The following is a 12,278-nucleotide window of genomic DNA, read 5'->3' on the forward strand; positions in this document are numbered from 1 at the left end:
CGGCGTTTTGACACCCGGAACGGATCACCGGATCCGGACTTCCCGGACCGATCGGGGGGAAGCGGGCACGGACCGAAGCAGGAAGCGGGCAAGGGCGGGAGCAGGAAGCAGGAAGCGGGCACGGACCGAAGCGGGAAGCCGCCCGGGGGCGGCCCGGCCGCCGCTCCCGGGGCGGTCAGAGCGGCCGGGCCGGCCACTCCAGCAGGCGGGCTCCCATCACGGCGGTCTCCAGCGTGTAGCGGTGCAGCGCGTCCGACGGGTCGTAGCCGGTCAGGGTGTGGATCCGCTCCAGCCGGTAGCCGAGGGTGCGCACGCTGACGCCGAGCCGCCGGGCGGTCTCCGCGTTCACGTACCCGGCCTCGGACTGCACGGTGATGGTCTCCAGCAGCGGCCGCGCGCCGCCGCGGGCGGCGGTGAGCGGGCCGAGCACGCTGCGGACCAGGTCGGCCATGGCGGCCCGGTCGCGCATCAGGACCGGGAAGACCAGGAGTTCCTCGGCGCGCAGCCGCTTCGCGGGCAGGGCCAGCCGCTCGGCGTACTCAAGCGTGCTGAGGGCCTCCTCGTAGCTGCGGACGACGCCGCCGGTGCCGGCGTGCCGCCGACCGCTCGCCACCCGGTGCGCCATGGCCGGATTGGGGCCGGGGCCCGGCCGGAGGGCGAGGTCGGTGAAGGCTTCGAGTACCGACTGGGCGCCGTCGGGGGCGATGCAGATCAGCCGGCCGTCCCGGGCGGCGAGCAGGACGGTCCGTTCGTCGAAGCGGCCGCACAGCTCGCTCAGGATCCGGCAGCGGCCGATCTGCCCGTCGACGTAGGGGCGTTCGCCGATCGCGACGGCGACGGTGTAGCCGGCGGCGAGGTGCACGCCGAACCGTTCGGCGCGCTCGGCGAGCACGCTGAGGTCGCCCCGGCCGTTCAGCAGGTCGTCGATGAACTCCCGCCGGTTGGACTCCTCCAGGCGCATCGCCCGCCGCTGGGCCCGCTCGTGGCCCTCGCCGAGGGCGCCCAGGGCGGACTGCGTGGCGGCGAGCACGGCGTCGCCGGTCCGGCGCAGTTCGGTGGCGGTCGCGGCGGAGGTCAGGCTGGGCAGGGTCTGCCAGGCCTGGCGGGTGGCGTCCAGGAAGTGGGAGACGAGGTCGCGCAGGCCGTGTCCGCACTCGGCCCCGCGTTCGCCGAGGGTGCGCAGGTTCTCCAGTTCGGCGCGGCGCAGGCGGCGTCCGGTCCGGGAGACGTCGGCGAGCAGGTCGAGGCAGCGCAGGGTGAGTTCGGCGGGTACGTCGAGCGGCTCGGCGGCGTGGCCGGGCCACGACGATGCCGGGGCGACGGGAGCGGCGACGGGGACGGAGACGGGGACGGAGACGGGGGGAACGACGTGAGAGGTGACAGGCAGGGCGCCGGTCGGTGTCGACGGTTCGTGTAGAGCCGAGGCCGGGGGTGCCGAGGTCCCTTGGGGCTTCGGCGGTCCCGACAGCCCCGACAGCCTGGGCATTCCGTGTTCGTTCGTCACCGTCATGCCGTCATGCTCCGCCCCGGTCAGTCCGCGCCACTTCGCATCCACTGCCCCTGGGCGGGCATGTTACCGGGTTGTCATCCACCGCGCCGGGGGGTTACGGCCACGGTGGAACCGGCCGCCCGCCGGCTCCCTGCGGAGCCCGGTGTCCGCGCCGACTCCCGGGCGGGCCAAAGTACTTGGCCGTGCACGCACCTTCCCCGTGCCCGTGCCCGCACCCGTGCCCGCACCCGTGCCCGCACCCGCCGGCTCAGCGCGATCGGAGAGCTCCCGGTGCCCGAGGCGACCCCGGCGCTCCCGGTGCCCGACGCGACCCCGGCGCTCCCGGTGCCCGACGCGACCCCGGTGCTCACGGCAGGAGCGGCCGGTGGCAGGCGACCGTTCGCCCGGGTGTCACCTCCCGCAGCTCCGGTACCTCCTTCGCGCACCGCGCGTCGGCGAGCGGGCAGCGGGTGCGGAAGCGGCACCCCGAGGGCGGGTCGAGCGGGGAGGGCGGGTCGGCGGGGAGCAGGCCGGTCTCGCCGAGCGGGCGGCCGGGTTCCGGGACGGCCGCGAGCAGCGCGGCGGTGTAGGGGTGGGCGGGGGCGGCGAGCACCTCCTCGGTGGGGCCCTGTTCGCAGAGCCGGCCGAGCTGGAGCACGGCGACGTCGTCGCTCACGGCGCGGACGACGCCCAGGTCGTGCGAGATGAAGAGGCTCGCCAGGCCGCGTTCCTCGGTGAGCCGGCGGAGCAGGTTGAGGACGGTGGCCTGGGCGGAGACGTCGAGCGCGGAGACGGCCTCGTCGGCGATCAGGACGCGCGGTTCGGCGGCGAGGGCCCGGGCGATGGCGACCCGCTGGGCCTGGCCGCCGGAGAGCCGGTCCGGTCGGCGGTCGCCGAACAGGGCGGTCGGCAGACCGACGGCCTCCAGCTGCCGCTCCACCACCTCGGTGCGGTCGCGGGCCGGGTCCGGGTGGGCGTCGAGCGGTTCGGCGACCAGGTCGCGGACGGTGCGGCGCGGGTTGAGCGAGGAGAGCGGGTCCTGGAAGACCATCTGCATCCGGGGGCGGACGGCCCGCAGCGCGCGCGGGGTGAGCGCGGCGAGGTCGGTGCCGTCCAGGGTGACGGTGCCGGCGGTGGGCGGGGGCAGCCGCAGCAGTGCCTTGGCGATGCTGCTCTTGCCGGAGCCGGACTCGCCGACCAGGGCGAGGGTCCGGCGCTCGTGGAGCGTCACGTCGACGTCGGTGACGGCGTGCAGGGGGCCGGAGCGGGTGCGGTGGACCACCGTGAGCCCGGTGGCTTGCAGGACGGCGGTCATGCGGCGTTCTCCGAGGTGGGCACGGACTTCTCCGACGGGATGGCGGGGGCGGCGTGGGTGGCCGGGGCGGCCGGGGCGGCGGGGGTGAGCGGGAAGTGGCAGGACGCGGTCTGCCCGGGGCCGGCGTGGTGGAGCGGCGGCGCCTCGGTGGTGCAGACCGTCTCCGCGCGCTCGCAGCGCGGCGCGAACGGGCAGCCGGGGATCGCCAGCGAGAGGTCCGGCGGCGAGCCGGGGATGGCGGGGAGCGTGCGGCGCAGCGGCCCGGTGACGCGCGGGACCGAGCGGAGCAGCGCCGCGGTGTAGGGGTGGGCGGGGCGTTCGGTGACGTCCTCGGTGGAGCCGGTCTCGACGATCCGCCCGCCGTACATGACGGCGATCCGGCGGGCCCGGCCGTAGAGCAGGCCGATGTCGTGGGTGATCAGCAGGGTGGCGAGGCCGCGGTCCTCGCGGTGGCGGTCGAGCAGGTCGAGGACGGTGCGCTGGACGGTGACGTCGAGCGCGGTGGTGGGTTCGTCGGCGAGCAGCAGGGCGGGTGAGCCGGCCAGGGCGGCGGCGATGCCGACGCGCTGGCGCAGGCCGCCGGAGAGCTCGTGCGGGTACGCGCGGGCGCGCCGGGCCGGGTCGGGGACGTCGACGGCGGCGAGCAGTTCGGTGGCGGTCTCCCGGCGGGCCCGGCGGGAGAGCCGTCGCCGGTTGGTGAGCGACTCGGTGACCTGGTCGGCGATCCGGACGACGGGGTTGAGCGAGGTCATCGGGTCCTGGTGGACCATGGCGACCCCGGTGCCGAGGAGTTCGGCGCGCCGGGCGGGGGCGGCGGCGAGCAGGTCCTCGCCGCCGAGCAGGACCTGTCCGGTGACGGTGACCCTGGTGGTGCGGGGGTGGACGCCGAGGACGGTCCGGGCGAGCACGGACTTGCCGGAGCCGGACTCGCCGACCACGCCGAGGCACTCGCCGGCGTCGATGGTGAGGCCGACGCCGTGCAGGACGTGCAGGGCCCGGCCGTCGGGGGTGTGCAGGGTGGTGTCGAGCGAGCGGACCTCCAGGACCGGGGCGGTCATGTGCGGCTTCCCTTCGAACGGAGCTGCTCGCCGAGGTAGTTGAGGGCGAGGACGGTCAGGCAGAGCACCGCCGCGGGGGCGAGCGAGATCCACGGCGCGCTGCCGAGGGTGGTCCGGCCCTCGGCGATGATGCCGCCCCAGGACGGCTCCGGCGGGCGGAGCCCGAAGCCGAGGAAGCTGAGCGAGCCCTCGGCGACGATGGCGACGGTGGTGGCGGTGAAGGCGAAGGTCAGGGCGGCGGGCGCGACGTGCGGCACGACCTCGCGGCGCAGGATGCGCAGCGGTGCGGTGCCGATCATCCGGGCGGCCTGGACGAAGCCGCGTTCGCTGAGCGAGAGCACGACGGCGCGCACCACGCGGGTGAAGTGCGGCACGGTGAACACGCCGATCAGGGTGCCGATCACGGTCAGGCTGGGGCCGCGCAGGGCGACCACGATCATCACCAGGATCAGGGTGGGGACGGACATCAGCAGGTCGGTGGCGAAGCCGATGGCCTTGTCGACCGGGCCGCGGAACCAGCCGGCGGCCACGCCGAGCGCCCCGCCGCCGAGCAGGCCGACGGCGATGGTGAGCCCGGCGACGGCGAAGGAGGCGCGGGCGCCGGCCACGGTGCGCTGGAGGACGTCCCGCCCGCCGGCGTCGGTGCCGAGCCAGTGGCCGGGGCCGGGGGCGGCGGAGGGGTGGGCGAAGTCGCCGTGCAGCGGGTCGAAGCCGGGGAGCAGCGGGAGCAGCAGGGCGGCGAGCGCGACGAGGGCCAGCCAGCCGGCGGCGGCGATCACTCCGGCGGGCGGCCGCCGCCGGGTCCTGCGGGGGCGGGGGTCCGCCTTCGCTGTGGCCAGGGCGGCCCGGGCGGTGGTCGCCGCCCCGGTCCCGGCAGCGGCGGTGGCCCCGGAGGTGGCGGCGGCCTCGCCGGTGGTGGCGGGTTCAGCGGTGGTCATGGGCGATCCTCGGGTCGATCGTGCGGTACAGCAGGTCCACCGCGAAGGTGGCGGCGACCACGGCGACGGCGCTGACCACCACCACGGCCTGGACCACCGGGAAGTCGCGCCCGTTGATGGCCCCGGCGGCGAGGCTGCCGACGCCGGGCACCGCGAACAGCGACTCGACGAGCACCGAGCCGCCGAGCGACGTCCCGACGCCGATCCCGACCAGGGTCACCAGCGGCAGCGAGGACGGCCGCAGCGCGCGTCGCAGCAGCAGGCGCACGGTGCCCATGCCCCGGCTGCGCGCGGCGGCGACGTACGTCTGGTCGAGGGTGTCGATGAGCTGGCCGCGCAGGGTGCGGGTGAAGACGGCGGCCTCGGTGAGGCCGAGGGTGAGCGCGGGCAGCACCAGGTGGCGGAGGTTGTCCAGCGGGTCCTCGGTGAACGGGGTCCAGCCGGTGGCGGGCAGGATCCGCAGCTGGACGGCGGCGATCCAGATCAGCAGCAGGCCGAGCACGAAGCCGGGCACGGCGAGCCAGACGAAGGCGCCCGCGGTGGCGATCCGGTCGACGGTGCCGCCCGGCTTCCAGGCCGAGTACAGGGCGACCGGCAGGGCCACGCCGAGCGCCACCACCTGGGCGGCGACGAAGAGTTCGAGGGTGACGGGGATGCGGGCGGCGAGTTCGGCGGTGACGGCGCCGCCGGTGGAGAGCGAGTGGCCGAGATCGCCCTGCAGGGCGTCGCCGATCCAGCGCCAGGTGGCGCTGAGGATGTTCTCGTCGAGGCCGAGCGTCGCCTCGTACGCGGTGACCTGTTCGGGGGTGGCGGTGGGGCCGAGCGCGGCGAGCGCGGGGGAGCCGGGCATCAGGTGCGGCAGGGCGAGTGCGGCCACGGTGACCAGCAGCAGGACGGCGCCGGCCCGTCCGGCCTGGCCGGCCCAGCCGGCGAGGCGCAGGAGCCTGGGTGTCACTTCTTCACCCACAGGACGGCCGGGGAGACGCTGACGACGGTCCGCTTGGAGACGTCGGGCAGTCCGGCGACCTTGGCGGAGGCGAGGAAGCCGACCGTGTTCTCGGTGAGGAAGAGCATCGGGGCCTCCTCGACGACGGCCTGCGCGGCCTCCTGGTAGGAGCGGGTCCGCTGGGCCTGGTCCAGGGTGGCGCGCCCGGTGGCGATGGCCTGCCCGGCGGCGGGGCTGCTCCAGCCGGTGAAGTTGTAGGGGGCGCCGGTCGCGAAGAGGCTGGCGAGCGCGGTGTCGGTGTCGCCGAAGAGGCTGGTGATGAAGTCCATCACCTGGAACTGGCGCTGGTACATCGCGGTGCCGAGGCTCGCCGGGTCGAGCGGCTTGATGGTCATCTTGACGCCGGCCTCGGCGAACATCTGCTGGAGCACGGTGGCGCGCTGCTGGCCCTCGGGGCGGCTGTCGACGAGGTACTCGAAGGAGAGGTCGGGGTGGCCGGCCTCGGCGAGCAGGGCGCGGGCCTTGGCGACGTCGCGTGCGGGGTGGGCGGCGGTGCCCCGGTAGGGGGAGGTGGAGCCGATCGGGCCGTCCGAGACCTTGCCCTGGCCCAGGTAGACGATCTTCTCGACGGCCTCGCGGTCCACCGCGTACTGGAGGGCCTTGCGCACCTTCGGGTCGTCGAAGGGGGCGGCCTTGGTGTTGAACAGCACGGTGGAGGTGGAACCGGGGCCGGTGGCGGAGCGCAGGCCGTCGGCGGTGGCCTGCTTGAACTGGGCGGGGGTCTCGGCCCAGATCAGGTCGGCGTCGCCGGAGCGCAGGGACTGGTAGCGGCTGTCGGAGTCGGGCAGCACCTTGTAGACGAGCTTGTCGGCGTGGCCCTTGGGGCCCCGGTAGGAGGGGTTGCGGGCGAGCGTGACGGAGACGCCGGGCTGCACGCTCTCCACGGTGTACGGGCCGGAGCCGACGGCGGGGGCGTCGGGGGCGGCGGGTGCCTCGGAGACGTAGCCGAGCGAGCGGGTGAAGAGGTTGGGGAAGGCGGCGTTCGGGGCCTTGAGGGTGAAGGCCACGGAGGTGGGGGAGTTGACCGTCATCGTGCCGATGGTGGCGGCGTCGGCGGCGCAGGCGCACTTGTTCTCGGGCTTCGAGAGGCGGGTGACGTGGTCGACCACGGCCTGTCCGTCGAGCGGCTTGCCGTCGCTGAAGGTGACGCCCTCGCGCAGGTCGAGGGTCCAGCCGGTGGCGTCGGCGTTGGGGGTGAAGGACTTGGCCAGGTTGGGCTGGACGGCGCCGTTGTCGCCGTTGACCATCAGCGGGTCGTAGAGCGCGTTGGTGAGGATCATCAGCGGCATCGAGGCGAGGCCGGAGTCGGCGGGGTCGAGCTTGGCGAAGGGCCGGTCCAGGCCGATCTTCAGGGTGCCGCCGTCGACGGCGGGTCCGTCGTCGGTCGCGGCCTTGGTGGCGGCGGCGCCGGACACCGTGTCGTCGGAGGCCGAGCAGGCGCCGGCGGTGAGGGCGAGGGCGGCCGTGCAGGCCGTCGCTACCAGAACGTGCGTGTGCCGCTTCATGGTTTCCCGTGCTTCCTCGGAATGGGGGGAGGGGGTGGCGAGGGGCGGACGATGCTGGTCCGGTCGTCGCCGGGGACGTCGCCGGGGACCACCTTTCGGAAGTGGCACAACTGCCAATTGGCAGTTGTGCAAACTTCGCGTGACGAACTGTCGACGACTTCGCTCTCGCCTTGAGCGAGCCGCACCCGGCGTGATTGCGTACGGACGAGGCCGTATGCGGTAGGGCAGTTGACGCGCACGAACGACATGCGCGACCGACGCGCACGGCCGACACACGCGGCCGACACGTATGACCGACATACGTGACCGACACGTACGACCGACACGCACGACGCCCGAGGGAACCGGGCGCGACGAGGGGCGAGCAAGGTATGCAGGGGCAGGGGACGGACACCGGGGCGGCGAGCGCCGCCGAGATCGGTCTGCGCGACCGGAAGCGGGCGCGGACCCGTCAGGCGATCCGGACGGCCGGGCTCGACCTCTTCGAGGAACAGGGCTTCGAGGGCACCACGGTGGACCAGATCTGCCGGCGCGCGGACGTCGCCCACCGCACCTTCTTCCGCTACTACGCGTGCAAGGAGGCGATCCTCTTCGGGCTCGACTTCGGCCTGGTGGTGCTGGAGGCCTTCGCGCAGGCACCGGCCGAGCTCGGCCTCTGGGCGGCCTTCGAGCACGCCGTGCAGGTCACCGACGGGCAGCTGGAGGAACCCGCCGAGCACACCGCCAGGCGCCGCGCGCTGCGCCGGCGGTTCCTCGACGTCCGGTCCGTCCACGACTTCGCGGTGATCCAGATCGACGCCATCTCACAGCGGGCGGTGGTGATCGCGGGCGAGCGGCTCGGCGTCGACCCCGCCCTCGACCTGCGGCCGCAGGTGCTGGGGGCGGCCCTCGCCGGCCTGACCCGGCGGCACGTCATGTCCCCCGGCGGCTCGGAGCCGATGGCGGCCTGGGCGGAGGCGTTCCGCGAGCTGGTCGCGCCGGGCGGCCCGGCGGGGGACCGGCGGTGAGGCGGCGCCCCGGCGGGGCGGCCGGCCGGCGGGCGGGCCCCGGACCGGACCCGCCGGAGCCGTCGGAGTCCCGCCACCGCTGCTCCTCCCGGGGCTACTCCGCCCGCTGGGATGCGGCGGGTCCGGCGCCGTCCCGGTCGCGGTAGTGCAGGACGAACCGCGCGCTGCTGCCGTCGATCCGCCGCCGGACATACAGCGCGGGCGTGCCGTCCGGGGTGCAGCTGACCCCCTCGCGGACCAGCAGCGGGGTGCCGACCGGCACCCCGAGCAGCTCCGCGTCGGCGAGGTCCGCGCCGATCGCGCCGAACGCCCGCCAGTCGTACTCCAGCTCCACCCCGGCGGCTCCGGCCAGGGCCGGCACCATGTTGCCGGGGCGGCCGGGCCGGACCAGCTCGGCGGGCAGCGGTCCGGCCGCCACCCAGTAGCTGCTGACCACCCGGGGCCGGTCGCCGAGGCGGATCACGGTGTCCACCCGGGCCAGTTCGGCGGCCGGGCGGCCGAGCTGCCGGGCGGCCTCCTCGTCCTCGGCGGAACCGGCCACCGGCGGGGCGGCGACGACGAACTCGCCGTCCGTGCCGACGGCCTCCGCGCCGACGACCTCCGTACCCGTGGCCGCCGGACCCGCGGCCTCCGCCGACCGGGCGTCCAGCGGCAGCGAGCCGTGCACGCTGCCGAGGTCGAATCGCTGGCTGCGCGGGTCGACGGCGATCGAGATCCGGACGGCGGGCGGGCGGACGAAGGTGCCCACGCCCCGGCGGATCTCCAGCACGGCCGCCCGTTCCAGCTCGGCCACCGCCTGCCGGACGGTCAGCCGGTTGACGCCGAACTCGGTGCTGAGCTCGGCCTCGCTGGGCAGCCGGGCGCCGGCCGGGTAGGTGCCGGCGGCGATCCGTTCCTGGAGCTGCCGGGCCAGTCGGCGGTACAGCGGGGTGTCGCTTCGGTGCGTTGCCACGGGCCAGATCCTACGGATCCGGGCGGCGTGCGGGCGGTGCGCGGGCGCCGCCGACCGGCGGGGTCGCGGCGTTCGCCCGGTGTTCATCCCGTCTCCGCTTGCCCTGCACCGGACTCACCCGGTAGACATCTAGACATCTAGATGTCCTGCGCGAAGAAACGTTCCACCGCTCCACCCCAACGCCGCTCCACCGCTCACCGCTCCACCGCTTCGCCACCGAGTTCCCCCACCTCCCCCTCCGAAAGGCCCCTCCGATGACCCTGGTCAACTTCCGCGACCCCGCCGTCCTCGCCGACCCCGACAACCGCTGGATCCGCCCCGGCGTGGTCCACCGCTCCGCCCAGCCCTACCCGTCCGCCGACCAGGCCGTCGTCGACCAGCTGAACGGCGCCGGCATCCGCACCGTCGTCGACCTGCGCGGGGACGCCGAGGCCGACCCGGAGGACTGGTCCGCGGCGGCCGCCGCCGGGATCGAGATCGTCGCGGCGCGCATCCAGCCCACCAACCCGGCCCTGGACGCGTGCATGCGGGAGATGACCACCGCCGCCGACCTCGGCGCCTTCTACCTGCTGATGGCCGAGTCCGCCCCCGAGTCGGTCGTGCTCGCGGTCGAGGCCGCCGCCCGCCCCGGCGGCGTCCTGCTGCACTGCGCCGCGGGCAAGGACCGCACCGGCCTGCTCGTCGCCCTGCTGCTCGACCTCGTCGGCGTCCCCGCCGAGGAGATCGTCGCCGACTACGCCCGCACCAACGAGGCGCTGACGCAGATCTTCGAGATCCTCGCCGAGCGCAACCGCAGCGCCCTGAACGACTACCACGCCGGCTCGCTCACCGTGCCCGCGCCGCTGCTGGAGGCCCCGGCCGGCGCGATCGCCGCCTTCCTGGAGCTGGTCGCCGCCCGCTACGGCGGCACCGAGGCCTTCCTGGCCCACTGCGGGGTCCGGCCCGCCACGATCGAGGCGTACCGCGCGAAGGCCGCCGCCACCGCCCCGGCCGCCGCCACCGCCGGGACGGAGGCCGTCGCATGACGGCGGCCCTGCTCCACCACCACGACGGCACCCCGTTCCGGGACCTCAACCACAACGGCACCATGGAGCCGTACGAGGACCGGCGGCTGCCCGTCGAGGAGCGCGTCGACGACCTGCTCGACCGGATGACCCTCGCCGAGAAGGCCGCCCTGATGTGCCACGGGCGGATGCTCCCCGGCGACCACGGCCCCTTCCCGTCCGGCGCGCACCTGATCACCGAGCGCGGCCTCACCGCCTTCGGCATGATGGCGGTGCCCGACGCCCGCACCATGGCCGCGTGGAACAACCACGTCCAGGACCTCGCCGCCGCCGGCCGCCTGGGCATCCCGGTCACCCTCGCCTCCGACCCGCGGCACGGCTTCACGGAGAACCCCGCCACCACCTTCACCGGCGGCGGCTTCTCCACCGGTCCCGAGCCGATCGGCCTCGCCGCCACCGACGACCCGGCCCTCGTCCGCGAGTACGCCGGGCTGATCGGCCGCGAGCTGCGCGCCGTCGGCATCCGGCTCGCCATCCACCCGATGGCCGACCTGGCCACCGAGCCGCGCTGGGCCCGGATCGCCGGCACCTTCGGCGAGGACGCGGACCGCGCCTCCCGGATCATCGCCGCCTACATCCGCGGCCTCCAGGGGGAGCGGGTCGGCCCGGACAGCGTCGCCTGCATGACCAAGCACTTCCCCGGCGGCGGCCCGCAGTTCCGGGGCGAGGACTCGCACTTCGCGGCCGGGCGGCGGCTGGTCTACCCGGGCGGCGCGTTCGAGCGGCACCTGCGGCCCTTCGAGGCCGCGTTCGAGGCGGGCACCGCGCAGATCATGCCCGCCTACGCGATCCCGTCCGGCAGCGGGCTGGCCGAGGTCGGCGCGAACTTCAACCACGACGTCATCACCGGGCTGCTGCGCGGCCGGTACGGGTTCGACGGCGTCGTCTGCACCGACTTCAACGCGATCACCGGCATGGACGTCCCGGGCATCGTCAGCCTCCCGCCGCGCCACTGGGGCGTCGAGGAGCTGTCGGTGCCCGAGCAGGTCGCGCTGACGCTGCACGCGGGCGCCGACCAGCTCGGCGGCGAGACCGACCCGGAGCTGGTCCTGGGCGTGGTCCGCTCCGGAGCGGTCAGCGAGGCCCGGATCGACGAGTCGGTGCGCCGCATCCTGCGCGACAAGTTCCGCCTCGGCCTGTTCGACGACCCGTACGTGGACGTCGAGGCCGCCGCCGAGCTGGTCGGCACGGCCGAGGGGCGCGCGCTGGGCCGCCGGGTGCAGGCCCGCTCGCTGGTCCACCTCGCCGGGCGGCCGCTCACCGGGGCGCGCCTGTACGTGGAGGGCGTGGACCGGGAGGTCGCCGCCCGCTACGGCACGCTCGTCGAGCGGCCCGAGGACGCGGACGCCGCGGTGATCCGGCTCGCCACGCCGTACGAGCAGCGCGAGGGGCTGCTGGAGCAGGCCTTCCACTCCGGTTCGCTGGAGTTCGCCCCGGCGGAGGCCGGGCGGCTGGCGGCGCTGGCCGGCGCGGTGCCGACGGCGTTCGTGGCGCAGCTGGAGCGGCCCGCCGTGCTGACCCCGCTGGAGCCGCACGCGGCGCTGCTGGTCGGCGAGTTCGGCGCGGCCGACGACGTGGTGCTGGACGCGGTGTTCGGCCGGGCCCCGATGACGGGCACGCTGCCGTTCGACCTGCCGCGCTCGGACGCCGCCGTCGAGGCCGCCCGCGAGGACGTCCCCTTCGACACGGCGGACCCGCTCTTCCGCTGCGGCCACCCGACGGCCCCGCGCGCGGCGTCGGTGTGACCGGCGGGCCGCTGCCCGACGGGTCCCCGTCCGGCGCCGCCGCTGCCCACCGTGGCGGGGGCCGCCCGGACTGAGGCGCACCCGGCCGCCCCGGGGCGGGAGGCGCGGAGCGGTGAAGTACGGAGCAGGAAGTCGGCCCGGCCGACTTCCTGCTCCGGCATGTCCGCCCCGGTCGGTCCACGGGTGGCGACGCTCCACC

The 12,278-nt window shown here is 75.4% G+C and carries 10 protein-coding genes; 3 read left to right on the top strand and 7 right to left on the bottom strand.

The window, feature by feature from the left end; translation table 11 throughout:
• Nucleotides 1–175 precede the first annotated feature (175 nt).
• From OG550_RS26130 to OG550_RS26155, 6 genes are all read right to left on the bottom strand, one after another.
• Entirely contained in the window at nucleotides 176–1,510 is a 1,335-nt protein-coding gene (locus tag OG550_RS26130; protein WP_327681490.1) for a PucR family transcriptional regulator, read from the bottom strand.
• Nucleotides 1,511–1,856: 346 nt separating this feature from the next.
• Nucleotides 1,857–2,804 (bottom strand): ABC transporter ATP-binding protein, encoded by a 948-nt coding sequence (locus OG550_RS26135; RefSeq protein WP_327681491.1) that lies wholly within the window; start codon nucleotides 2,802–2,804, stop codon nucleotides 1,857–1,859.
• Nucleotides 2,801–3,862, bottom strand: a complete 1,062-nt coding sequence (locus OG550_RS26140) for an ABC transporter ATP-binding protein (protein ID WP_327681493.1) — start codon at nucleotides 3,860–3,862, stop codon at nucleotides 2,801–2,803. Before OG550_RS26140 ends, OG550_RS26135 begins: the two co-directional genes overlap by 4 nt.
• Nucleotides 3,859–4,800 carry an ABC transporter permease gene (locus tag OG550_RS26145; RefSeq protein WP_327681495.1) on the bottom strand — a complete coding sequence of 314 codons (942 nt, stop codon included), beginning with the start codon at nucleotides 4,798–4,800 and terminating at the stop codon, nucleotides 3,859–3,861. Before OG550_RS26145 ends, OG550_RS26140 begins: the two co-directional genes overlap by 4 nt.
• Nucleotides 4,787–5,755, bottom strand: coding sequence for an ABC transporter permease (locus OG550_RS26150; protein ID WP_327681497.1), 969 nt, complete (start codon nucleotides 5,753–5,755; stop codon nucleotides 4,787–4,789). Before OG550_RS26150 ends, OG550_RS26145 begins: the two co-directional genes overlap by 14 nt.
• Nucleotides 5,752–7,311: an ABC transporter substrate-binding protein gene (locus OG550_RS26155; RefSeq protein WP_327681499.1), complete on the bottom strand. Its 1,560-nt coding sequence runs from the start codon at nucleotides 7,309–7,311 to the stop codon at nucleotides 5,752–5,754. Before OG550_RS26155 ends, OG550_RS26150 begins: the two co-directional genes overlap by 4 nt.
• A gap of 371 nt (nucleotides 7,312–7,682) precedes the next feature.
• On the opposite strand from OG550_RS26155, the gene OG550_RS26160 reads away from it, so the two are divergent.
• Nucleotides 7,683–8,318, top strand: coding sequence for a TetR family transcriptional regulator (locus OG550_RS26160; protein WP_327681501.1), 636 nt, complete (start codon nucleotides 7,683–7,685; stop codon nucleotides 8,316–8,318).
• 94 nt (nucleotides 8,319–8,412) lie between these two features.
• Here OG550_RS26160 and OG550_RS26165 read toward each other — a convergent pair whose 3' ends face one another.
• On the bottom strand, nucleotides 8,413–9,270 hold the full coding sequence (locus tag OG550_RS26165) for a GntR family transcriptional regulator (protein ID WP_327681503.1): 858 nt from the start codon (nucleotides 9,268–9,270) through the stop codon (nucleotides 8,413–8,415).
• A gap of 254 nt (nucleotides 9,271–9,524) precedes the next feature.
• Here OG550_RS26165 and OG550_RS26170 point away from each other — a divergent pair, with 254 nt between their 5' ends.
• Both OG550_RS26170 and OG550_RS26175 read left to right on the top strand, forming a co-directional pair.
• Nucleotides 9,525–10,295, top strand: a complete 771-nt coding sequence (locus tag OG550_RS26170) for a tyrosine-protein phosphatase (RefSeq protein WP_327681505.1) — start codon at nucleotides 9,525–9,527, stop codon at nucleotides 10,293–10,295.
• Nucleotides 10,292–12,079, top strand: coding sequence for a glycoside hydrolase family 3 protein (locus OG550_RS26175; RefSeq protein WP_327681507.1), 1,788 nt, complete (start codon nucleotides 10,292–10,294; stop codon nucleotides 12,077–12,079). The genes OG550_RS26170 and OG550_RS26175 overlap by 4 nt, the downstream gene beginning before the upstream one ends.
• The last annotated feature ends 199 nt before the right edge of the window (nucleotides 12,080–12,278 follow it).

Source organism: Kitasatospora sp. NBC_00458 (genome assembly GCF_036013975.1).
Lineage (GTDB): Bacteria > Actinomycetota > Actinomycetes > Streptomycetales > Streptomycetaceae > Kitasatospora.